We start from the raw sequence: 22,521 nt of genomic DNA, 5'->3' as shown, positions 1-22,521 counted from the left end.
CGTTTCGAAGCGGAGTATGTGCGATGTTTGCCGTCAATTTCCTGATGCGGCGCCTGATGCAGGGTGTCGTCATCATCTTCTTGGTATCGCTGCTGATCTTCACGCTGCTGCGTGTCGTGCCCGGTGATCCGGTTCGCCTGATGGCGGGCGGCATGGCGCCCGAGGCGCTGATCGAGAAGATCGCCACCGACATGGGCCTGCGCGACCCGATCCTGGTGCAGTTCGGCCGTTACATGGGCGGCGTCGTGCAGGGCGATCTCGGCCAGTCGTTCGTGCGGCCCGCCAATGGCGCGGCCACCGGCGGCTCAAGCTTCAACGACAGCACACGCGGCGAACGCGCAAAAGTCTTCGACCTGATTTTCGAAGCCCTGCCTATGACATTGCAGCTTGCTGCCGTGACTCTGGTAATCGCGCTGATCTTTTCCGCAATCGTCGGCATTGCCGGGGGCCTTGCGATCGGCAGATGGCCGGACAAGCTCGCCTTCTACATATCGTCGATCTTCATTTCACTGCCGAATTTCTGGCTCGGCATCGTTCTGGCGCTATTGTTTTCCGTCAAGCTCGGCTGGCTGCCGGCGATCGGCTACAAGGGCTTTGCCTATACGATCCTGCCGGCGATTGTGCTCGCCGTCGAACTGTCGCCGGTGCTGATCCGCACGCTGGTCAGCTCCGTGTCCGGGCAGATGATGGAATCCTACGTCTCGGTCGGCCGCGTGCGTGGTCTCAGCCGCCAGCGGATCATTGCCAACCACGCGCTGCGCAATGCCTCCGTGCCGCTTCTCAACCTGCTCGGCGTGCAGTTCTCCAGCCTGCTCGGCGGCGTCATCATCGTCGAATACATTTTTGACTACCCCGGCCTCGGTCTTCTGACCATCAACGCTGTCCTGCAGCGCGATTTCCCGCTGATCCAGGGCATCGCCATCGTCACCAGCGCCATTTTCGTCCTGATCAACATCATCGTCGATCTCGCCGCAACCACCATCGATCCGAGGCTCGAATACTGATGTCCATGACTTCCGCACTCGATACGCCCCTGCCGAAAAAGACGGTGCCACGCTCCATTCCGCGCCGCATTTTCGATCGTGCCGCTGCCACACCCGGCTTCCGCATCGGCCTCGGCATCTTCATGCTGCTGGTGCTTGCCGCCGCACTCTATCCGGAGATCAGCGGTATCGATCCGACCAAGATGGATGTGCGCGCACGCCTGCTGCCGCCGCTTTTTGCCGGCGACAACTGGAGTTTTGCGCATCCGCTCGGCACCGACCAGATCGGCCGCGACATGCTGGTCCGCTCGCTCGTCGGGCTGCGTTATTCCTTCCTGATCGGCATTGCCTCCGTCGCCGTCACGCTCGTCATCGGCTGCGCGCTCGGCACCATTGCCGGCTATTTCGGTGGCCGCACCGACACGCTGATCATGCGCCTTACCGATGCGCAGCTGTCGATCCCGATGATCATTCTGGCCATCGCCGTCCTCGGCGTGTCGCGCCCCACCATTCCCGCCATCGTGCTGGTGCTCGGCATGTCCAGCTGGCCGGTCTATGCCCGTATCATGCGCAGCATCGTGATGACCGAGCGGCAGCGCGAATATGTGCGGGCCGCAAAGCTCGGCGGCTCGACCGATATCCGCATCATCGTCGGCCTGCTTCTGCCGCTGCTGCTGCCGCCGGTGATCTTTACCTCGGTGCTCGATGTGGCCCGCATGATGATCTTCGAATCCACTCTCGGCTTCCTCGGTCTCGGCGTGCAGCCGCCGACGCCGACCTTCGGCAACATCATCGCCGATGGTCGCAAATACCTGCTGAATGCCTGGTGGATCGCCACCATGCCCGGCATTTTTCTCGGCCTGACCCTCACCAGCATCAACCTCATCGGCGCCTCGCTCGAACGTGCCCGCAACACCATTCACGGAGGGTCCGAATGATGAACCAGCCGCTTCTCGAACTGAAGAATGTCAGCGTCACCGCCGGCCGTTCCGATAACGCCAAGGTCGTGCTCGACAACCTGTCCTTCCAGCTTGCACCGCGCGAAATCGTCGGCGTGGTCGGGGCCAGTGGTGCCGGCAAGACGGTGCTGTCCAAAACGGTTGTCAACTGGCTGGATGCACCGCTGCATCTGCGCTCCGGTTCCGTGCTGTTCGAAGGCAAAGACATTTACCAGCTCGGCGAAGGCGACATGCGCACATTGCGCCGCCGTGTGGCCTATGTCGGCGCCAACCCGATGGGCGCGCTCGACCCGACACTGCCGGTCGGTGCCCAGATCGTCGAAAAACTGCGCGCCGTCGTGCCGGGCACCGCGCGTCAGGAGGCGGAAAAACGCACGATCGAACTGCTGGAAGCCGTGCGCATTCCGTCTGCCCGCAGCCGCTTCCACGATTACCCGTCACAGTTTTCCGGCGGCATGATGCAGCGTGCGTTGATCGTCGATGCGCTGGTGACCAACCCAGCCCTGCTGATCGCCGACAATGTCACCCAGCCGCTCGACGTTACCGTCGCTGCCCAGGTCATCCGGCTGATGAAGGAGCTGACGCAACAATTCGACACCGCCGTGCTGTTCGTTTCCTCCTCGCTGCCCGTCGCCCGGGAAGCCTGCAGCCGCATTCTGGTGATGGAACAGGGCCGCATCGTCGAGGAACAGGAAACCGAGCAGCTGATCGCCTCTCCCGCTTACGCCTATACGCGGGATCTCGTTGCCCAGACCCCAAAAATCTGGATGGAAAAGACCGAGATGCCGCGTCTCAACGAGAAGCGCGACGTGGTGCTCAGCCTGCGCGACGCCTCGCAGATCTACAAGGTCAAGAAGAAGACCGGTTTCGGCGGCTTCAATCAGGTCCGCGCCGTGCGCAACGTCACCTTCGACGTGCATCGCGGCGACAGCTTTGCCATTGTCGGCGAATCCGGTTGCGGCAAGTCCACACTGATGCGCCTGCTGAGCCGGCTGGAACTGCCAAGCTCGGGACAGGTCCTGTGCGGGGAAGACGACATTTCACGTCTTTCCGGCGGCAATCTTCTGGCATTCCGCAAGAAACTGCAGATGGTGCTGCAGGACCCCTTCGGTTCGCTGCCACCGCGCACCGCCATCGGCAAGATGCTGGAAGGACCTTTGCGCACGCATGGCTGGAAGGACAGCGGCAAGATCCGCGAGCGGGTTCTGAAAGTCATGGATGAAGTGGGCCTTGCCGCCGAGCTTTACGAGGAACTGCCGCATGGGCTCAGTGCCGGTCAGCGACAACGCATCAACGTGGCGCGGGCGCTGGTGCTGGAACCGGAAATCCTCATCATGGACGAGACGCTGTCGGCGCTAGACCAGACCGAACAGTTCAAGCTGCTCGACCTGTTCCAGAAGCTGCAGAAAGAATACGACCTCACCTACATCTTCATCTCCCACGATCTCGCGATGGTGCGGAAGGTCTGCAACCGCGTGGCGGTGATGTATCTCGGCGAGGTGTTCGAACTGGCGGAAAACGAGCGCCTGTTCTTCGATCCGGGTCACCCCTATACGATGGCGCTTCTGAGCGCCATGCCGACGCTGGAGACACGCCGTTACCAGCCGGAAGACTGCCTGCTGGAAGGCGAGCCGCCAAGCCCGATCGATATCCCGCCCGGTTGCAGCTTCAAGTCGCGTTGTCCGCGTGCCATGGACAAATGTTCGAGCATCCACCCAAGCCTGACGGTGCGCGGCAATCAGGATTTTGCCGCCTGTCATCTGGTGACGCCGGTGCTGACGACCATCGCCGGCGGCAGGCAGGCAGTGGCGCATTAAAGGCGCGAGGTCGGCCGTCTTGGGACTGCCGGCCTTGCTATAAAAAAGCAGGAAACACCGATGAGTTTTACCGAACACCGCCTCAAGCTGATCCTCGACATGCTGAAGCAGCAGCAGCGGGTCAATGTGAAGGAACTGGCGGACCAGTTGCAGGTCAGCCAGGAATCGATCCGGCGCGACCTGAAGGAACTGGAGACGCGCGGTTATGCACGGCGTGTCTATGGTGGCGCCGTGGTCGATCAGCACGAGAGCGACCAGCCATTCGCCGAACGTTTGAGGGTAGGCGCCAGGGAAAAGGCTCGCATCGGCGAGGCCGCGGCATCGCTGGTCAAGGATGGGATGAAGATCTTCATCGACACCGGCACGACCACGATTGCCTGCCTGAGGCATCTGGAAAACCGCAAGGACCTCACCGTCGTCAGCAATTCGATTGCCGTTGCATCGCATTTCTTCACGGCGCCGGAAACCAGCGTGCGGGTTCTCGGCGGCCGCATGCGCTCCGATTATCAGGCCACCTACGGCCATGAAACGGTTGCGGCGCTGAAGGAGCATTTTTTCGACCTCGCCATCATCGCCATCAGCGCCATCCATATCGAGCGCGGTTTCATGGATTTCGGCGAGGACGAAGCGGTGCTGCGCCGCATCGCCCGCACGCAGGCCAAAAAGTCGGTGATCGTCGCCGACAGTTCGAAATTCGGCCGTCTCGGCTCCATTCACACGCTCGGTCTCAACGAGATCGATGCCGTGATCACCAGCGGCGTCATCGGCCGCGAATTCTCAGACCAGTTTTCTCAATCGAATGTGGAAGTCATCCATGCCTGACGCCTTATCCCCCAATGCCCCGATCAATACCGACCGTCTGCAGACGATGATGGAGACCGTCTCCACCTTCGGCGGCGGGCCGGACGGTTCGATGACCCGCCTGACACTCTCCAAGGTCGATGGCGAGGCCCGCGACTGGCTGGGCCAATGGTTTGCGCAGAACGGTTTCGTGCAGCAGGTCGATGCGATCGGCAACCAGTTCGGCAAGATGACGCTGGCCGGCGCCAACGCGCCGGTGGTGATGGTCGGCTCCCATATCGACAGCCAGCCGAATGGCGGCCGCTTCGATGGCGCGCTTGGCGTGATTTCCGCCTGCGAGGCGATCCTTGCCGTGACCGAACGCTTGAAGGCGGAGGGCCGGCTTTCCGCCTGCAATTTCCAGGTGGTCAACTGGACCAACGAGGAAGGCGCGCGTTTCCAGCCGAGCCTGCTCGGCAGCAGCGTCTTCACCGGTGCGGCGAAACTGGACTGGGCGCTTGACCGCGCCGATGGCGATGGCATCACCGTGCGGCAGTCGCTCGAAGCGATCGGTTATGCCGGCACGGACAAGGTGGAAATCCCCGATGCCTTGATCGAATTGCATATCGAGGGCGACAGCACGCTTTCCAGCGTCGGCGAACGGTTCGGCATCTTTACCCGCCACTGGGGCGCCACCAAATACCGCCTCGCCTTCCTCGGGCGGCAGGCCCATACCGGCGCCACCCCGATGGCGCAGCGCAAGGATGCGGTTCTGGGCGCTGCCTATCTGATCGCCGACCTGAAGCAGATGGCCGGCGAACATGGGCTGGACCTGCATACGTCCGTCGGTCGTCTGGAAGTATTTCCGAACTCACCCAACACCGTCCCTTCCGAAGCCGTTCTTTTCATCGAATTGCGTTCAGGCTCGCCGGAGGTGTTGGCCGAGGCCGAACGCAAGATGAAGGTCAAAATCGAGGAAGCTGCCGCGAAAGCAGAAGTCTCCTACGAAGTGCGATCCATCGACCGCCGTCGGGCCGGCCGCTTTTCCGCCGATCTGATCGCCATGGCCGAAGAGGCAGCGGCGAGCCATGGCGAGAGCGCCCGACATCTCGATACGATCGGCGGCCATGATGCGGTTGCCGTCAACGACGTCTGCCCGTCTGTCGTGCTGGCCGTGCACAGCCGGGACGGCGTCATCCATCACCCCACCGAATTCACCAGTCCCGAGGACCATGCCCTCGGAACCCAGATCGTTGCCGACATGCTCTACAGGATGGCCTGCGAGGGCGTGAATGTCGCGCAGATAAAAGAGGCGGCTGAATGAAGACACCGGGCACTCCCAGCAATGTTTTCGAAATCCGGGCGGAACAGGCGCTGCGCGCCTTTTCCGTCCTCGAAAACGGCAGCGTCACCTACCGGCCGGCCATGCCGGCCGTTGCCTCTCCATCCTACCAGGCGGTGGAATCCTGCTCCTTCGAGGTTGCCGTGGATGGCGCGGCGCCCGCCTATTTCCTGCGCTTCGGGATAGACGAGGTGAAGGAACTCGTGGATGACGACATTGCCTTTGCGGCGGCGGATCGCCTTCACCAGCTGGGTTTTTCGCCCGAGCCCGTCGATTACGACAATGAGACGCAAAGCATCCTGTTTGCCCGTCTCGATGAAAACTGGCGCTCGGCCAAGATAGACGACCTGATGCATCCCGACCGAGCGGCGCAACTTGTCGAAATGCAGAAGACCATTGCCGGCGGTGAGCTGTTCGGACGGCGCTGGTCCGTCTTCGATGGTATCGACCTGCTCTGGCACATCGTTTCCACCGGCCCGGTCCCGCTGCCCGGCGATGCGGACTGGATGCTCTCATGGATGAAGCCGATGCGTGAGGCGATCCAGGCGGCAGGCGTCGATATTCGCCCGGCGCATGGCGATCCGCATTCCTCCAATATCATGCTGGGACCGGACGGCGCGCTTCAACTGGTCGATTTCGACATGGCCGGCGATATGGACCCCTATTATCAGCTCGGCGTGCAGATGAACGAACTCTACCAGTTCGAGACCGCCATGAAGCCGCTTCTGGAAATCCACGACGGTGCCTTCAGCGAAAAGGCCTTCAACCGCTGCCGCATCTATGCCGCAGCCGACGATTTCTACTGGGCCTTGCGCAGCCTGATCCTCGAAATGCGTTCGCCGCCGCGCGGCATAGAATTCCTGAAATATGCCGGCTGGCGTTTCCTGCGCTGCCGCATGGCACTCGGCCATCCCGATTTCGAAGGGCGGCTGCGCAATCTCTGAAACGACCCACAAAAACAAAAAATGGGAACGACGACATGAACGAACTGGGAATGGCAAAGTCCGACGCCGAACGGGCGGTCGAGACGGCCATCGTTCAGGTGCAAGCCTGGAAGGGACGCCGTCTGAGATATCGCCCTGTCACCGGCGGCATCAGCAACACCAATTTTCGCATCGAGGTCGAGGGCGACGCGCTCGGCTATTTCCTGAAAATCCCCGGCCGCGGCACGGAAATGTTCATCGACCGCAAGGCAGCGGCCGCCGCCAGCAAACAGGCGGAAACGATCGGAGTCGGGCCGAAAACCTTCGATTATCTCGACCACATGGATATCGAGATCGCCGAATTCATCGATGGCCGGCGCCCCTCCACCCATCGCGATTTTGCCGACCCGCATATCCGCGCCGAGGCCGTGCGGGTCTATCGCCGGTTTCACGAGGCCCCTGCTCTGCCGCTGACGAAAACCGTGTTCGACATGATCGAGGAGCATTACGCGCAGGTGCGCGAACTCGGCGGACACTGGCCGCTCGATCATGACTGGCTCTACCGCTCCTACAAACAGGCCCGCGCAGCGCTGGAAGCCGCCGGCCTCGATCTCGTGCCCTGTTTCAACGACCCGATGCCCGGCAATTTTCTCGTCGGCAACGACAAGTCGATCAAGCTGATCGATTTCGAATATGCCTCCAACAACGAGCGGCTGTACGATCTCGCGATCTGGAGCGGCGAGATGTTCTTCAGCGAGGATATCGACTGTGAGATCATCGAGGAATATTTCGGCCGCTACGACAAGGGCCAGCATGCCCGCTTCATCGTCCACAAGGCGCTGGCCGATATCAAGTGGAGCACCTGGGCGATGGTGCAGAACCGCATCTCCACGCTCGATTTCGATTTCTACAAATACGGCATCTGGAAACACATGCGGGCACGCTCGATCATTCACGATCCGCGCTGGCCGCTCTTTTTGAAAGCCCTGTAATGCCTCTGTCAGACCTCACCGCGACTGATGCGAAAACCTATCTGGCCTTCGCAGCCGAGCTTGCCGATGCGGCAAGACCGTTGGCGCTTTCCTATTTTCGCACGCCGCTCGACATCATTTCGAAACTCGACGAAAGCCCGGTGACGATCGCCGATCGCACGATCGAAAAACATCTGCGGGATATGATTGAGGCACGCTTTCCCGAACACGGTATCTATGGCGAGGAAATGGGCATCAAGCCCGGCAATGCATTTACCTGGGTGCTCGATCCGATCGACGGCACGAAAAGTTTCATCACCGGCTTTCCGCTGTTCGGCACGCTGATCTCGCTGACATTCGAGGAAAAGCCGTTCTGCGGCATGATCGACATGCCGGCCACCGGCGAGCGCTGGCAGGGCGGACCTGATGGAACCGTGTTTGCGGGCAAGCCGGCGCGCACCAGCGAATGCCAGAGCATTCCAGAGGCGCGTTTCTACACGACCTCACCCGACATGTTTGCAGACGACGAGGCACAAAAATTCGAAACACTGTCGCGGGGGGCAAAACTGCGACGTTTCGGTGGCGATTGTTATATTTATGGCCTGCTGGCATCCGGTCATTGCGACTTGGTGCTTGAAACCGGGCTGCAGCCGTACGATTACATGGCATTGGTGCCGGTGGTGCAGGGTTCAGGAGGCTGCATTACCGATTGGGAGGGAAAACCGCTTTCGATCCACTCGGAAGGCCGGGTGCTGGCCAGCGCCACACCCAAGCTTCATGACGAAGCCTTGGCATTCCTGAACCAGTAAGCAGCTCATGTCCTATCGCACCACGATCGAAAATACCGTCTTCCGCTTTGATGACCTCAAGCAGCTGATGGCCAAGGCGACGCCGGAAAAATCGGGCGATCAGCTGGCCGGCATCGCCGCCGATGGGCCGGTGGAACGGCTGGCGGCGCAGATGGCGCTGGCCGACCTGCCGCTGAAAACGTTTCTGTCGGAAGAGCTGATCCCCTGCGAAACCGACGAGGTTTCTCAACTGATCGCCGACCAGCACGATGCCCGCGCTTTTGCCCCCATTTCCTCGATGACGGTGGGCGATTTTCGCGAATGGCTGCTCAGGCCCGAAACCGGTCAGCGTCAGTTGGAGGCGGTCACATATGGTCTCACGCCGGAAATGGTGGCGGCTGTATCAAAAATCATGCGGCTGCAGGACCTGATTTCGGTTGCCGCCAAGCGCGAAGTGGTCACCCGCTTCCGCAACACGATCGGCATTACCGGACGTCTTTCCACCCGCAACCAGCCCAACCACCCGACCGACGACAGCCGCGGCATCGCAGCCTCCGCCATCGACGGCTTGCTGATGGGATCGGGTGACGCGGTGATCGGGGTGAACCCGGCAACCGACAGCACCGAGGATTATATCCGCATCGTCTCGCTTCTCGATGAGTTGCGCGAGCGGTTGGCCATTCCCACCCAGACCTGCTGCCTCGGCCACGTAACGACGGCAATCAAGGCGATCGAGGCGGGCGCGCCGGTCGATCTCGTCTTTCAATCGGTGGCGGGATCGCAAAAGGCCAATTCCGGTTTTGGTGTCGATCTCGCGCTGCTGCGCGAAGCCTATGATGCGGGCCGCTCACTGAAGCGCGGCATGCCCGGCGCCAATGTGATGTATTTCGAAACCGGTCAGGGTGCGGCGCTTTCCGCCGATGCACATTTCGGTGTCGACCAGCAGACGATGGAAGTGCGCGCCTATGCCGTTGCCCGCGAATTCTCACCGCTGCTGGTCAACACCGTGGTCGGGTTCATCGGCCCTGAATATCTCTTCAACGGCAAGCAGATCATCCGCGCCGGACTGGAAGACCATTTCTGCGGCAAGCTTCTCGGCCTGCCTATGGGCGTCGACGTCTGCTACACCAACCATGCCGATGCCGATCAGGAAGACATGGACGCGCTGCTGACGCTTCTCTGCGCCGCCAATGTCAATTTCGTCATCACCGTTCCTGGCGCCGACGACATCATGCTGAACTATCAATCGCTGTCGCACCATGACGCCGTGTATTGTCGCGAAACGCTGAGCCGTCCGCCGGCACCGGAATTCGAACAATGGCTGATGAATGTCGGCCTCACCAATGCCCATGGCACGCTGGTGGGCGCACCACCGGCCCTGACCGGCTATCTGCAGAATTCCAATCTCATCGGAGCCTGACATGTCCAAGACCGCTGCCATCATGACGCCGGCCGATGAGGTGGAAATCGCACCACCGATCGATCTGAAGGAGATGACCGATGCCCGCGTGGCGCTCGGCCGCTTCGGTGCCGGCCTGCCGACCCGCGCCACGCAGTCCTTTCTGCTCGATCATGCCCGCGCCCGCGAAGCCGTGTGGTCGCTGGTCGATCGCGAAAATCTTGCGCAGCGGCTGCAGGAACTCGGCCTGCCCTCCGTTTCGGTGGAAAGCTGCGCCACCGATCGCAGCATCTATGTGCGCAGGCCCGATCTTGGACGCCAGTTGTCGGAGGCTTCGCGCAACAGCCTTGAAACACTGCGCGGCGAAACGACCGCGGACATCGCCATTGTGGTGGCGGACGGCCTGTCTTCCAGCGCCGTCGAGACGAATGCGGTAGCGCTGATCGAGCCTCTGGCGGCCCGCCTTCGCGCGCTGGGCCTTGCTCTTGCGCCGATCGTTCTTGCGGAACAGGGACGGGTGGCGCTTGGCGATCCGATCGGCGAGGCGCTTGGTGCAAGATTGACGATCGTGCTGATTGGCGAGCGCCCCGGTCTCTCCGCCGCCGACAGTCTTGGCGCCTATATCACCTATGACCCGCTGATCGGCACGCCGGATTCAAAGCGCAATTGCATCTCCAACATCCGCGATGGCGGCCTGTCCTGCGAGATTGCGGCGCAGGCGATCACCGATCTGGTCGAATCCGCCATCAGAACCCGCGTCAGCGGCGTCGGCTTGAAAGATGCCGTGGCCAAGCTGGCGTGAGGCGGCATGGCCGGGCATTGACGCCCGACAGGCCTTTCCTGCCTGCAGGAGGTTTGTCAGCCTGAAGCCGCTGCCGAAACGGGAACGCTGATACGCTCCAATGCCGCCGTCAGTTCTGCGGCATTCCGGCAGATGGCGATTTCCGGCATGTCGCCTGTCGTTGCCACAGCCAGCATATGCGTCTCGTCCAACCCCTGCCACGAGCAGCGCAAGACCATGCTCTCCACCTGCATCGCAAAGCCATCTCCGTCTTCGGCAACGGTGACGCCATTCGGCATGATGGCAAAACCTGCGCCATGCGCCTTCAACCCAGCTTCCTTCGCCGTCCAGAATTTCAGAAAATCACTGTCGCGCGCAGCGACCAGCTCGGCCGGCGTCAGGAATGATCCGGCAATCTCTCGCCAGAAAGGTTCGGGCCGTTCTGCTTCGACATCGACACCGATACGGCCGGTCAACGAGACACCGGCAATCACCCAGTCATCACTATGCGACAGGTTGAAATCAAGCGGCGTGATGCCTCGCAGCACCGGCTTGCCGTTAACCTCGCGATCGAACTGCAATTCTTGCGGCCGTTCTCCGGTTGTCGCCCCAAGCAGATGACGCTTCAGAAGATGCGCCGCGCGGTAACGCTCACCATCCTCGGATCGCAGGAACCGGGCACCTTGAGCAATTTCCACATCGCTCAGTGCTTGGAGGCCGGAAAAGGCGGCACGCGCGGCACTGACCGTCGCGGCAATGACCCAATCGCGCGGGACATCGAGGCCTGTTTTTTCGACAGCGTATGTCATGCATCTACTCACTTCGCCAAATGTACCCGAACCGCTTTAGCCGGCCTTTCGCATCGGCGGCAGTGCCTGATCGCCATCCTTCAGACCCTGTACCAGCTTGGCCAGCCAATCGACGAACACCCGCACCTTGTTGCTGAGGTGGCGTGTCTGCGGATAGACGATGTAGAGCGGCAGGGTCTCGCAATCCCAGTCGGTCATGATCTCGACCAGTTCGCCACGCTCGACAGCATCATTCACCATAAAGCCAAGCGACTGGCCGACGCCGATCCCGGAAATTATCGCGTTGAGATAGGATCGGGCATCGTTGACCGAAATGATATAACGCGGATTGATCTCGATGGTCTCGTCGCCACGGCAGAATTCCATGCTCATCACCCGGCCGAGCGTCGCATTGAGATACCCCACGGAAAAATGCTTGGCTTCCAACTCGTGCGGATGCGTCGGCTCGCCGAAATTTTCAAGATAGAAGGGCGCGGCGAAGGTGCGCAGCTTGAGCTCGCCGACCTTGCGGGCGATCAGCGACTGGTCGGTCGGCGTGCCGCCGCGCAATGCGCAGTCGACGTTTTCTGCGATATAATCGACAAGCCGGTCTCCGACACCGATATCCAGCTGGATCTGCGGATAACGTTTGTAGAAATCGCACAGGTTGGGAATGACGATCAGATCCGCGAAGGCTCCGGCCATTTCGACGCGCAACCGACCGGAAGGCTGAGCCTGCGAATTCGACATCGAGCCGTCGAGTTCGTCGATTTCAGACAGGATCTGGATGGCACGTTCGTAATAGAGTGCGCCGTCAGTTGTCACCATGACGCGCCGGGTGGTACGATTGAGAAGCGTGGTGCGCAGATGCGCCTCCAGCGACTGGACCATATTGGTCACCGTCGTTTTCGGCATGTCGAGTGCGGTGGCGGCTCTGGTAAAATTGCCGGTTTCGACGACCCGGACGAAAACGCGCATTGCCGATAGCTGATCCATGAGCATTCCTCCGAGTGCGTCGCAGCATTATCCATGAAATCGGAATAGTGATGCCGCAAAACGCATGCTTGTGCGGTTTGAATGGGATAATAATATCAGACACAGAATTTTCGGCAACCCAATCCGCATTCCTGGTTTTGCGGCTCGAGGCAATCATGACTGCGCAATGGGAAAACATCGTTTTCGACAGGTCGGTGACGCCGCCTGTACCCATGCGCCTTTATGACGGGACCCGCGCCGGCAAGGCTGCGCCGATCGTGCTTTACCTGCGCGGCCGCGCCTTTCTGGATCGCGACCGTGGCGAAGCCGAGCGACCGATTGCCAAGGCGCTGGCGGAAACCGGTGCCGTGGTGCTGGAGGCAGACTATGCGATTGCCTCGCAGAACATGTTTCCGAAGGCGATGGACTGCGCCTTTCAGGCGCTGGCCTGCCTTTCGGGCAAGCGCAAACAGTTCGGTAGCGCCAAGTCACCACTTTTCGTGGCCGGCGACGAAGCCGGTGGCAACGTGGCGGCCGGCGTGGCGCTGAAGGCACGTGATCTTTTGCCCGGCGAATTGAAAGGCCAGATGCTGTTCTCGCCGATGATCGATCCGAAGATGACGTCGGCGTCGTTTCGCGAGGCCGACAAGGTTGGCATGCGCGAACAATGGTCAGATGGATGGAGCCATTATATCGGTTCCTTCTTCCAGCACCCTTACGCTGCACCCTGTCTGTGTTCGCGCCTCAACAATCTGGCGCCGGCGTTGATCGTCACATCCGAGGACGATCCGCTGCGTGACGAGGTGATCGCTTATTCCGATCGTCTGAAAGCCAGCGGCGTCACGGTGCGCCAGCATGTCTTTTCGGCCGATTGCGGCTGGACAAGTGTCTACAAGGAGGGAACCGGCAAATGGCTTCCTTCTCTTTGCTCAGAGTTTACCGGGTTTGTCGAAACGCTGCACTGACGCAGTTTCGGCACCCATTCCATACAGGCAGTGAAAATTCCAAGGTCGAAGGAGACCCATATGAACAGTGCGGAATTTTGAATTTTAACATGAGGCCCTGATCTTTCATCAGGTCTATCCCGGCATCGAAGACAACGAAATCACGGAGGCACGTCATGCCGCCGACGCTTGGTCTTTGCCGGTTCGGGGTCTCATCGCGATTTTGAATTGAACAAAAAGGCGGCTCGCGTCCGCCAGGAGAGAAAAATGACATCGAAGATCAAGAACTGGGCCCTGTGGGGTTCCGGACTGAGCGTGGCTGCGCTCATTGCAGGCGCATCCTTCTACCTCGACATGCCGAAAGGTGCGATCGCGGCCCCTGCGACATCAGCCGCACCCGCCGTGCCGGTCAAGGTTGCCGCCGTCGAGCCACGCAGCGTCACCACATGGCAGGAATTTTCCGGCCGCCTGGAAGCCGTCGACCGGGTGCAGCTGCGTCCGCGCGTCGCCGGCGCCATCCAGTCGGTGCATTTTCGTGAAGGTGGCCTGGTAAAGGCGGGCGACCTGCTGTTCAGCATCGATCCTGCACCTTACGAGGCTGCCGTATCCGAGGCACAGGGCCTTGTCGCTTCCGCAGAGGCCAAGCTGGAACTGGCCAATACCGAACTGGAACGCGGCCGGACGCTTTCGGCGAAAAACACCATTTCGCAGAGTGATTATGCCCAACGCCAGAGCACCCAGCAGGATACGCTGGCAAGCCTTCAGTCAGCCAAGGCAGCGCTGAAGGTCGCCCAGCTCAATCTCGACTATACCCAGATCCGCGCGCCGATTTCCGGCCGTGCCGGCCGGATCGAGGTGACCGTCGGCAACCTCGTTGCACAGGGTTCCGCCTCGACACCGCTGACGACGATCGTGTCGATCGATCCGATCTATGCCAGCTTTGACGCCGGCGAGGAACTGATCGCCCGTATCCTGTCGGAAGTGCCGGTCGAAAACGGTCTTCCGGCACTCGACAAGGTTCCGGTGGAGGTGACGACACTTGCCACCAATGCCGAGCCGATCCGCGGCAAGCTGCAGCTGATCGACAACCAGGTGAATACGGCAAGTGGCACGATCCGTGTGCGCGCCGAGTTCGGCAATGGTGACGGTCGCCTCATCGCCGGTCAGTTCGTGCGTGTTCGCATGGGCCAGCCCAAGGCCGAGGATCGTCTGCTGATCAGCGAAAAGGCCATCGGTACCGATCAGGACAAGAAGTTCGTCTTCGTGGTCGATCAGGCCAATACCGTCGCCTATCGCCCTGTCCAGCTCGGCTCAGCCGTGGATGGCATGCGTATCGTCGAAGATGGCTTGAAGCCCGGTGATCGCATTGTCACCAGCGGCCTGCAGCGCATTCGCCCCGGTGCCGTCGTGGCACCTGAGGACGAAGCGAAAGTGGCATCGAAATAACACCATTCCGACCGGCGGCAGTCCGGTCGGATTTTCACCCTCGAGGCTTTGGTCGCCCGCTGTCACCTGACTGCGGGATGGAGACCTCTATGCCTCGCTTTACCCCTGGAGAGAGGGTTCCGTCATGAACATTTCCAGATTTTTCATCGACCGACCGGTGTTTGCCGGCGTGCTGTCGGTGCTGATCGTGGTGGCCGGCCTGCTTGGCATGCGCGCGCTGCCGATTTCCGAATATCCCGAAGTCGTGCCGCCATCCGTGGTGGTGCGCGCAACCTATCCCGGTGCCAACCCGACTGTGATCGCGGAGACGGTGGCAACACCGCTCGAAGAACAGATTAACGGCGTCGAAGACATGCTCTACATGTCCAGCCAGGCGACATCCGACGGCGTGCTGACACTGACCGTCACCTTCAAGCTGGGCACCGACCCGGACAAGGCGCAGCAGCTGGTGCAGAACCGTGTGTCGCAGGCCGAACCACGCCTTCCGACGGAAGTGCGCTCGCTCGGCATCACCACAATCAAGGCCTCGCCGGACTTCATCATGGTGGTCAACCTCGTGTCGGCCACCGACCGTTATGACCTGACCTACCTGCGTAACTATGCAACGCTCAACATCAAGGACCGCCTCGCGCGTATCCAGGGTGTCGGCCAGGTACAGGTATTCGGCTCCGGCGATTATTCGATGCGCATCTGGATCGATCCGCAGAAGGCCGCCGAACATTCGCTGGCCGCCAGCGACATCACCAATGCCGTCCGCGGCCAGAACGTGCAGGCCGCCGCCGGCATCATCGGTGCGTCGCCAAGCCTGCCGGGCGTCGACCTTCAGTTGAACGTCAATGCACAGGGACGCCTGCAGACACCGGAAGAATTCGGCAACATCATCGTCAAGACCGGCGAGAACGGCGAAATCACCCGCCTGCGTGACGTTGCCCGCATCGAACTCGGCGCGTCCGACTACACGCTGCGCTCGCTGCTCGATGGCCAGCCGGCCGTCGCCATCCCGGTCCTTCAGGCGCCGGGCTCCAACTCGATCGAGATTGCCAACACGGTTCGCGCCACCATGGACGAGCTGCAAAAGGCGATGCCGGACGGCGTGAAATACGAGATCGTCTACGACACGACTGAATTCGTGCGTTCCTCGATCGAAAAGGTCATCGACACGCTGCTTGAAGCCGTGGCGCTGGTCGTTCTCGTGGTCATCATCTTCCTGCAGACATGGCGCGCCTCGATCATTCCGCTGATCGCCGTTCCGGTGTCGGTCATCGGTACGTTCGCCGTCATGTACATGTTCGGCTTCTCCATCAACGCGCTGACGCTGTTCGGGCTCGTGCTGGCGATCGGTATCGTCGTGGACGATGCGATCGTGGTGGTGGAGAACGTCGAGAGAAATATCGAGAACGGTTACAATCCTCGTGAGGCGACCTATCGCGCCATGAAGGAAGTCTCCGGCCCGATCATCGCAATTGCGTTGGTTCTGGTCGCCGTGTTCGTGCCGCTTGCCTTCATCTCCGGCCTGTCGGGACAGTTCTACCGGCAGTTCGCGCTGACGATCGCCATCTCCACGGTTATCTCGGCGATCAACTCGCTGACCCTGTCCCCGGCACTGGCTGCCCTGCTTCTGAAGGGCCATCACGCCCCGAAGGACAGGCTGACCCGCGGCATGGACTTTGCCTTCGGCTGGTTCTTCCGTGGCTTCAACCGGGTGTTCGGCAGGGCATCGAATGGCTACGGCCGCACCGTCGGCGGGCTTCTGTCGCGCAAGAGCCTCGTCATGGTCATCTATGTGGCTTTGGTCGGTCTCACCTACAGCATGTTCAATGCGGTTCCGGGCGGTTTCGTACCGAGCCAGGACAAGCAGTATCTCGTCGGTTTTGCCCAGCTGCCGGATGGCGCAACGCTTGACCGCACCGAAGACGTCGTCAAGCAGATGAGCGACATCGCCTTGAAACAGCCGGGCGTGAAACACGCGATCGCGTTCCCGGGCCTCAACATCAACGGTTTCACCAATGGCTCCAATGCCGGCGTCGTGTTTGCCGTGCTGGACGACTTTGAAAACCGCAAGACGCCGGAACTGTCCGGCGACGGCATCGCCATGGCCTTGAACGGGCAATATGCCGGCATCAAGGATGCGTTCATCGCCATCTTCTCGCCGCCGCCGGTCAACGGTCTCGGCACCACCGGCGGCTTCAAGCTGCAGATCGAGGACCGTGCCGGCTACGGCTACCAGACGCTGGACGAAGCCACCAAGGCGGTGATCGCCAAGGCATACCAGGCGCCTGAACTCACCGGCATCTTTTCGAGCTTCCAGATCAACGTGCCGCAGCTTTACGCCGATCTCGACCGTGCCAAGGCCGAACAGCTGGGCGTATCGGTAACCGATGTTTTCGAAACGCTGCAGATCTATCTCGGCTCGCTTTATGTTAACGACTTCAACGCATTCGGCCGCACCTACAGCGTCCGCGTTCAGGCCGATGCCAAATTCCGCGCCAAGGCAGATGATATCGGCAACCTGAAGGTTCGTTCGCAATCGGGTCAGATGATCCCGCTTTCGGCGCTGCTGAAGGTGGACGAGACGGCAGGCCCGGAACGCACCACGCGTTACAACGGTTTTCTGGCGGCCGATATCAACGGCGCACCGGCACCGGGCTTCTCATCCGGCCAGGCGCAGGCGGCAATCGAAAAGATCCTTGCCGAAACCCTGCCTTCGGGCGTGGATTATGAATGGACGGACCTGACCTACCAGCAGATCCTTGCAGGCAATTCGAGCATCATCGTTTTCCCGCTGGCGCTGCTTTTGGTCTACCTCGTGCTGGCGGCACAATATGAGAGCCTGACACTGCCGCTTGCCATCATCATGATCGTGCCGATGGGCGTGCTGGCAGCACTCACCGGCGTGTGGCTGACGGGTGGCGACAACAACATCTTCACCCAGATCGGGTTGGTGGTGCTGGTGGGGCTATCGGCGAAAAACGCGATCCTGATCGTGGAATTCGCCCGCGAGCTGGAGTTCGAAGGACGAACGCCATGGCAGGCCGCGGTCGAAGCCAGCCGTCTGCGTCTGCGCCCGATCCTGATGACTTCCATGGCCTTCATCATGGGTGTCGTGCCGCTGGTCATCTCCACCGGTGCGGGTGCGGAAATGCGCGCCGCCATGGGTGTCGCAGTGTTCTCCGGCATGATCGGGGTGACTTTCTTCGGCATCTTCATGACCCCGGTCTTCTACATGCTGGCACGTGCAGTGACCGGAAACCGGCCGCTCATCCAGCACAAGGACGAGCCGCCGCATCAGGATCATCACGCTTCGGAGGCAGCTCCCGCTCTCTCTCCAGCGGAGTAACAGCTGCTTCCCGGTCGGGGTCACCTCATTGTCTGCCGCAATGACGTGAAGCCAGCCCCGATCTGCCGCGCGGGTCCTTCCCCGGGGACCCGCGCGGCATAGTTTTTATTTCCAGCTTTTGAAATCGCTGGCCGTGCAGCCGTAAGGCGCGTTCTGGTCACCAAAACGTTTCTGCAGCTGGTCGCAGCCCCATTCGTTCATCAGCGCCGGCAGCATGTTGTTGATCTCCATGCCGGCCTGCATGAACTGCGTATAGCCGGCCGTCACATACCAGTACCAGTAACCGAGCACCAAACCGACGATGACGAGGATGATGGCCAGGAAGCCAAGAATGGTGCGCAGGAACCTGCCCTTCTTTGCCGGTTCGCGTATGGATTGCGGCCCTTCCACCGTCGCCTGAACAGCCGTGATCGAGGCGAGAACCGAAGCGCGTTCCTCGTCCGTCATCTTGATGCGCTCCAGCCCCGTATCCAGGAGAACAGGCAGTGATGTCGTGCCATGACGGACGGCAAGGGCCACGGCGGAACCATCGGCCTCGCCAAGGATGATAGGCTCCTGCCCCTTGCCGAAGGTCGTGTAAGCGGTGCGCTTGGTCTTGTCGTCGGCAATCTTGTCGGCATAGGTGACGTACAGACGCCCGAAACTGCTTTTGAAGGTAACGATTTCAACCGGGATCGGCTTCAGCGGCTCAGGTGTGGTCAGCCGGCTGCGCACCCAGGCGACACGAAAGCCGAGAAAGACCGAGGTAACGCAGAGGCCGGCCAGTACTGCCACCACCACCGCGAAGGAGATGACGCGGTTCCACATCTTTTCGATGCCAAGGCTGACCGTCGACAATTCGGGATGATCGGCGGAGATCACCAGATCCGTTTCATAGGCGCCGGCGTGGAAATCCACGAAAAAGAAGGTGGTTTTGCCCTCATAGGAACGGCCGTTATAGCTGTAGGCGAGTTCGGCATCGCAAATGGTCAGCACACCCTTGCTGACGCGGCACTCACCATCACGCAACTGGCCATTTTCCACGATGACGGGATTCTGGCTGATCACGTAGTCACGCCACAGATCGGGCACCTGCCAGTAGAGGAACAGCCCGCAGAGCACGAACATGAAGGGTGCCGCCCAGCCATAATTGCGTGGCGTGGTGATCGACGAAGCCTTTATGGCCAGCGGGCGGTCGGGAAACGGAATTTCGGAAAAGGTCATGATACGTCTCGGATGCGCACAGCAAGTGCGGGAATGCGGGCGATGGCAGAACTGCCAATGACGGGGATGGGATACCGGGCAGGAAAACGACGGCATCCCGATTGGGGAGCGGCAGAATAGCCACGCGCCAAAATAGCGCGCCTGCCGAAATCGACAACCCATAGATTAGCGTCTGCGGTTTTTACCGTGCCGAGCCTTCGCGGGCATCGATCATCGCCGTCAGCGTCGATAGCCGGTCGGCATCGCGTGGCAGCTTGTCCTGCCGCAGACGAGCGATGCGCGGAAACCGCATGGCGACGCCCGACTTGTGGCGGCTGGAGCGATTGATGCCTTCGAACGCCACCTCCAGCACGAAACCGAAATCGGGCTGCGCCTTCACGGCCCGCACCGGCCCGAAGCGCTCGGTCGTGTTGTCGCGCACGAACTTGTCGAGTACTTCAAGCTCCGCATCGGTGAAGCCGAAATAGGCTTTTCCGACCGGCACCAGTTGTTCGCCATCCGGCCCGTCGGCCCAGACACCAAAGGTGAAATCGGAATAATAGCTGGAGCGCTTGCCGTGGCCGCGCTGGGCATAGAGCATGACGGCATCGATATTGAACGGATCGCGCTTCCACTTGAACCACGGCCCCTTGAGACGCCCGGCCTGATAGACGCTGTCCTTCCGCTTGATCATGACGCCTTCGATGACGGGATCGGGCGGATCACGGCGCACGGCATCAAGCTCGTCCCAGGTCTTGAACGGCACGAGGTCGGAGAGGTCGAACCGGTCGTGCGGGGCGCGGTCGATGATGTCGCCGAGCCGGCCACGGCGTTCGAGAAAAGTCTGGGCGCGGATATCTTCATCGGCTTCGAACAGGAGATCATAGGCGCGCACGAAAGCGGGGTAATCGTCCAGCATTTTCGCAGTCACCGTCTTGCGGTTGAGGCGCTGCTGCAGGTCGGAAAAGGTGCGCGTCGGGTTGTTGGAACGGGCAGTGCCGCCGACTAGCAATTCGCCGTCGATGACGCCATCGAAATTGATGGCATCGACGATATCGGGAAAGGCACCGGTAATATCGTCACCCGAACGCGAATAGAGCTTTTTCGTGCCGCCATAACTCGACATCTGCACGCGAATGCCATCCCATTTCCATTCGGCGGCATAATCGGCGGGATCGAGCTTTTCGAGATCTCCGTCCTCGACCGGATTGGCCAGCATCACCGAATGAAAGATGGCGGGCGTGGCGAGAACCGGCTTTTCCGCCTTGCCCTCCAGCCAGGCGAACAGTGGTTCGTAAGGCGGCGTCAGACCGTGCCAGAGCGTCTCGATTTCGGTGACATCCTTGCCCGACATGTCCGACAGTGCCTGTTTGGCGAGGCGGGCGGAGACGCCGATCCGCAGTCCGCCGGTCGCCAGTTTCAGGAAGGCGAAACGGGCGGACGGATCGAGATGGTCGAGCAGATCGCGAACGGCGGAGCGGACTTCGGTGCGGCCAAGCGCATTCATGCGGGTGACGACCTCGCCGAGATGCGGTTGTTTCGCATCATCGACACGCTCCTTGGCGCCGCCATCCCAGACCAGCGCAATCGTTTCGGCAAGGTCGCCGACATAGTCGTAGGAATACCGGAACAGCACCTCGTCCATGCGCTCCATCACGAGTTCGCGCAGCATGGCCGGCTTGACGCTTTTGAGGTCCAGCGTACCGGCAATGGCGGCAAGGCCATATCCACGGTCGGGATCGGGTGTCGTGCGGAAATAATCGGCGAGAAGCTTGAGCTTGCCGTTGCGCGACGGGGTGAGGACGAGGCGATCGAGGAGTGTTGCGAATGGTTTCATGGCGCCACCGCCATATAGGTCGGCGCCGAGCCCCCCCCCTCTGCCCTGCCGGGCATCTCCCCCTTAAGGGGGGAGATCGGATAGACGCACCGTCCATCCTCACTCACAAGCGTTTCCGAAAAAGCGGTCTTCTCAATGGAGCGGAGGTCATGCCCCCTGCGATCTCCCCCCTTGAGGGGGAGATGCCCGGCAGGGCAGAGGGGGGTAAAGCCACAATCACCAACGCCGCTCACCATCAATCCCCCTCATCCTCATAGCCCACCAGATGCAGCGGCTTGGCCGGCAGGCCCTGCAGCTCGCACCAGCGCACCAGCGCCTCCTCGCGGCCATGCGTCACCCACACTTCCGAGGGCGCAATCTCCCTGATGGTTTCCAGCAGCTCCGGCCAGTCGCAATGATCCGAAATCACCAGCGGCAGCTCGACGCCGCCCTGTTTTGCCCGCTGTCGCACCATCATCCAGCCGGAAGCGAACGAAATCAGCGGCTCGTTGAAACGTCTTGCCCAGCGATCCTGAAAGGCCGAGGGCGGGCCGACGACGATGGCGCCCTTGAAGAGATCGGGCGTACTCTTGTCGATCGTCGCAGGGCGCAGATCGCCGAGTTCGATCCCTTGCCCGACATAATAATCACAGAGCTTCGCCAGCGCGCCGTGGATATAGATTGGCTCCTCCCAACCGCAATCGCGGATCAGCCGGATCACCCGCTGTGCCTTGCCCAGCGAATAGGCGCCGACCAGATGGGTACGATCGGGAAACTGTTCGATCGATCGCAGCAGTTTGGCGATTTCACCGCGCGGCTCGGGATGGTGAAACACCGGCAGGCCAAAGGTCGCCTCGGTGATGAAGACGTCGCATTTGACCGGCATGAACGATGCACAGGTCGGGTCGATACCACGCTTGTAATCACCCGAGGCAACGATGCGAAGCCCGCCCTTTTCGACGGCGATCTGCGCCGATCCCAGCACATGGCCGGCCGGATGAAAGCTGACCGTCACGCCGCCGACTTCGAGAACCTCACCGAACTCGGCGGCCTGCTCACTCTCGCAAAAATCCTCGCCGTAGCGGATGCGCATGATATCGAGCGTCTGGCGCGTCGCCAGAACGTGTCTGTGGCCGGCGCGGGCGTGATCGGAATGACCGTGCGTGATCAACGCCCTTTCGACGGGACGTACCGGATCGATGTGAAAACCGCCAATCGGACAGAACAGCCCGGCGGGGGTGGGATGAAGCAGGGCCTCGGGTTTCATCATGACGAGATAGGGCGAACCCG

18 protein-coding genes are annotated in these 22,521 nt (G+C 61.0%); 13 read left to right on the top strand and 5 right to left on the bottom strand.

The window, feature by feature from the left end; genetic code table 11:
- Window positions 1-23 precede the first annotated feature (23 nt).
- From EDF70_RS15910 to eutC, 10 genes are read left to right on the top strand one after another with little or no spacing between them, the layout of a single operon-like run.
- Complete coding sequence (locus EDF70_RS15910; RefSeq protein WP_132275317.1) at window positions 24-1,004, top strand: ABC transporter permease; 981 nt, start codon at window positions 24-26, stop codon at window positions 1,002-1,004.
- A complete protein-coding gene (locus EDF70_RS15905; protein WP_132275314.1) occupies window positions 1,004-1,921 on the top strand; it encodes an ABC transporter permease in 918 nt (305 codons plus the stop codon). The genes EDF70_RS15910 and EDF70_RS15905 overlap by 1 nt, the downstream gene beginning before the upstream one ends.
- Entirely contained in the window at window positions 1,921-3,759 is a 1,839-nt protein-coding gene (locus EDF70_RS15900) for an ABC transporter ATP-binding protein (RefSeq protein ID WP_132275905.1), read from the top strand. The genes EDF70_RS15905 and EDF70_RS15900 overlap by 1 nt, the downstream gene beginning before the upstream one ends.
- A gap of 60 nt (window positions 3,760-3,819) precedes the next feature.
- Complete coding sequence (locus EDF70_RS15895; RefSeq protein WP_132275311.1) at window positions 3,820-4,581, top strand: DeoR/GlpR family DNA-binding transcription regulator; 762 nt, start codon at window positions 3,820-3,822, stop codon at window positions 4,579-4,581.
- Window positions 4,574-5,863 (top strand): Zn-dependent hydrolase, encoded by a 1,290-nt coding sequence (locus EDF70_RS15890; RefSeq protein WP_132275308.1) that lies wholly within the window; start codon window positions 4,574-4,576, stop codon window positions 5,861-5,863. The genes EDF70_RS15895 and EDF70_RS15890 overlap by 8 nt, the downstream gene beginning before the upstream one ends.
- Window positions 5,860-6,825 (top strand): phosphotransferase, encoded by a 966-nt coding sequence (locus tag EDF70_RS15885; RefSeq protein WP_132275305.1) that lies wholly within the window; start codon window positions 5,860-5,862, stop codon window positions 6,823-6,825. Before EDF70_RS15890 ends, EDF70_RS15885 begins: the two co-directional genes overlap by 4 nt.
- A gap of 35 nt (window positions 6,826-6,860) precedes the next feature.
- Window positions 6,861-7,796, top strand: a complete 936-nt coding sequence (locus tag EDF70_RS15880) for a phosphotransferase (RefSeq protein WP_132275302.1) — start codon at window positions 6,861-6,863, stop codon at window positions 7,794-7,796.
- Complete coding sequence (gene hisN / locus EDF70_RS15875; RefSeq protein WP_132275299.1) at window positions 7,796-8,584, top strand: histidinol-phosphatase; 789 nt, start codon at window positions 7,796-7,798, stop codon at window positions 8,582-8,584. The genes EDF70_RS15880 and hisN overlap by 1 nt, the downstream gene beginning before the upstream one ends.
- Before the next feature lie 7 nt (window positions 8,585-8,591).
- On the top strand, window positions 8,592-9,983 hold the full coding sequence (locus EDF70_RS15870; RefSeq protein WP_132275296.1) for an ethanolamine ammonia-lyase subunit EutB: 1,392 nt from the start codon (window positions 8,592-8,594) through the stop codon (window positions 9,981-9,983).
- Between the two features lies 1 nt (window position 9,984).
- The gene (gene eutC, locus EDF70_RS15865; RefSeq protein WP_245519191.1) at window positions 9,985-10,764 is read left to right on the top strand and encodes an ethanolamine ammonia-lyase subunit EutC; all 780 of its coding nucleotides are present in this window, start codon (window positions 9,985-9,987) and stop codon (window positions 10,762-10,764) included.
- Between the two features lie 56 nt (window positions 10,765-10,820).
- Here eutC and EDF70_RS15860 read toward each other — a convergent pair whose 3' ends face one another.
- Together EDF70_RS15860 and EDF70_RS15855 are read right to left on the bottom strand one after the other, a co-directional pair.
- The gene (locus EDF70_RS15860) at window positions 10,821-11,552 is read right to left on the bottom strand and encodes a 4'-phosphopantetheinyl transferase superfamily protein (protein WP_132275293.1); all 732 of its coding nucleotides are present in this window, start codon (window positions 11,550-11,552) and stop codon (window positions 10,821-10,823) included.
- 36 nt (window positions 11,553-11,588) lie between these two features.
- A complete protein-coding gene (locus EDF70_RS15855; RefSeq protein ID WP_132275290.1) occupies window positions 11,589-12,527 on the bottom strand; it encodes a LysR family transcriptional regulator in 939 nt (312 codons plus the stop codon).
- A 155-nt stretch (window positions 12,528-12,682) separates the two neighbouring features.
- Between EDF70_RS15855 and EDF70_RS15850 the strand changes: the two genes are divergently transcribed.
- From EDF70_RS15850 to EDF70_RS15840, 3 genes are all read left to right on the top strand, one after another.
- Complete coding sequence (locus EDF70_RS15850; protein ID WP_132275287.1) at window positions 12,683-13,471, top strand: alpha/beta hydrolase; 789 nt, start codon at window positions 12,683-12,685, stop codon at window positions 13,469-13,471.
- 246 nt (window positions 13,472-13,717) lie between these two features.
- Window positions 13,718-14,896, top strand: coding sequence for an efflux RND transporter periplasmic adaptor subunit (locus EDF70_RS15845; protein ID WP_132275285.1), 1,179 nt, complete (start codon window positions 13,718-13,720; stop codon window positions 14,894-14,896).
- 124 nt (window positions 14,897-15,020) lie between these two features.
- Complete coding sequence (locus tag EDF70_RS15840; RefSeq protein ID WP_132275282.1) at window positions 15,021-18,233, top strand: multidrug efflux RND transporter permease subunit; 3,213 nt, start codon at window positions 15,021-15,023, stop codon at window positions 18,231-18,233.
- A 105-nt stretch (window positions 18,234-18,338) separates the two neighbouring features.
- On the opposite strand, the gene EDF70_RS15835 is transcribed toward EDF70_RS15840, so the two are convergent.
- The 3 genes from EDF70_RS15835 to EDF70_RS15820 form a co-directional block, all read right to left on the bottom strand.
- Window positions 18,339-19,436, bottom strand: a complete 1,098-nt coding sequence (locus EDF70_RS15835; protein WP_132275279.1) for a hypothetical protein — start codon at window positions 19,434-19,436, stop codon at window positions 18,339-18,341.
- A gap of 181 nt (window positions 19,437-19,617) precedes the next feature.
- Entirely contained in the window at window positions 19,618-21,252 is a 1,635-nt protein-coding gene (locus EDF70_RS15830) for a cisplatin damage response ATP-dependent DNA ligase (RefSeq protein ID WP_132275276.1), read from the bottom strand.
- A 235-nt stretch (window positions 21,253-21,487) separates the two neighbouring features.
- Window positions 21,488-22,498 (bottom strand): ligase-associated DNA damage response exonuclease, encoded by a 1,011-nt coding sequence (locus EDF70_RS15820; RefSeq protein WP_165932051.1) that lies wholly within the window; start codon window positions 22,496-22,498, stop codon window positions 21,488-21,490.
- Window positions 22,499-22,521 lie beyond the last annotated feature (23 nt).

This window comes from Neorhizobium sp. JUb45 (assembly GCF_004343585.1).
Lineage (GTDB): Bacteria > Pseudomonadota > Alphaproteobacteria > Rhizobiales > Rhizobiaceae > Neorhizobium.
Note: the sequence above shows the minus strand (reverse complement) of the source record. Positions and strands in the feature narration are given on the sequence as shown.

What these genes read in the sequence shown, in the direction of transcription:
- EDF70_RS15910 (WP_132275317.1), top strand. Translation starts at nt 24, where the DNA reads ATGTTTGCCGTCAATTTCCTGATGCGGCGCCTGATGCAGGGTGTCGTC.
- EDF70_RS15905 (WP_132275314.1), top strand. Translation starts at nt 1,004, where the DNA reads ATGTCCATGACTTCCGCACTCGATACGCCCCTGCCGAAAAAGACGGTG.
- EDF70_RS15900 (WP_132275905.1), top strand. Translation starts at nt 1,921, where the DNA reads ATGAACCAGCCGCTTCTCGAACTGAAGAATGTCAGCGTCACCGCCGGC.
- EDF70_RS15895 (WP_132275311.1), top strand. Translation starts at nt 3,820, where the DNA reads ATGAGTTTTACCGAACACCGCCTCAAGCTGATCCTCGACATGCTGAAG.
- EDF70_RS15890 (WP_132275308.1), top strand. Translation starts at nt 4,574, where the DNA reads ATGCCTGACGCCTTATCCCCCAATGCCCCGATCAATACCGACCGTCTG.
- EDF70_RS15885 (WP_132275305.1), top strand. Translation starts at nt 5,860, where the DNA reads ATGAAGACACCGGGCACTCCCAGCAATGTTTTCGAAATCCGGGCGGAA.
- EDF70_RS15880 (WP_132275302.1), top strand. Translation starts at nt 6,861, where the DNA reads ATGAACGAACTGGGAATGGCAAAGTCCGACGCCGAACGGGCGGTCGAG.
- hisN (WP_132275299.1), top strand. Translation starts at nt 7,796, where the DNA reads ATGCCTCTGTCAGACCTCACCGCGACTGATGCGAAAACCTATCTGGCC.
- EDF70_RS15870 (WP_132275296.1), top strand. Translation starts at nt 8,592, where the DNA reads ATGTCCTATCGCACCACGATCGAAAATACCGTCTTCCGCTTTGATGAC.
- eutC (WP_245519191.1), top strand. Translation starts at nt 9,985, where the DNA reads ATGTCCAAGACCGCTGCCATCATGACGCCGGCCGATGAGGTGGAAATC.
- EDF70_RS15860 (WP_132275293.1), bottom strand. Translation starts at nt 11,552, where the DNA reads ATGACATACGCTGTCGAAAAAACAGGCCTCGATGTCCCGCGCGATTGG.
- EDF70_RS15855 (WP_132275290.1), bottom strand. Translation starts at nt 12,527, where the DNA reads ATGGATCAGCTATCGGCAATGCGCGTTTTCGTCCGGGTCGTCGAAACC.
- EDF70_RS15850 (WP_132275287.1), top strand. Translation starts at nt 12,683, where the DNA reads ATGACTGCGCAATGGGAAAACATCGTTTTCGACAGGTCGGTGACGCCG.
- EDF70_RS15845 (WP_132275285.1), top strand. Translation starts at nt 13,718, where the DNA reads ATGACATCGAAGATCAAGAACTGGGCCCTGTGGGGTTCCGGACTGAGC.
- EDF70_RS15840 (WP_132275282.1), top strand. Translation starts at nt 15,021, where the DNA reads ATGAACATTTCCAGATTTTTCATCGACCGACCGGTGTTTGCCGGCGTG.
- EDF70_RS15835 (WP_132275279.1), bottom strand. Translation starts at nt 19,436, where the DNA reads ATGACCTTTTCCGAAATTCCGTTTCCCGACCGCCCGCTGGCCATAAAG.
- EDF70_RS15830 (WP_132275276.1), bottom strand. Translation starts at nt 21,252, where the DNA reads ATGAAACCATTCGCAACACTCCTCGATCGCCTCGTCCTCACCCCGTCG.
- EDF70_RS15820 (WP_165932051.1), bottom strand. Translation starts at nt 22,498, where the DNA reads ATGAAACCCGAGGCCCTGCTTCATCCCACCCCCGCCGGGCTGTTCTGT.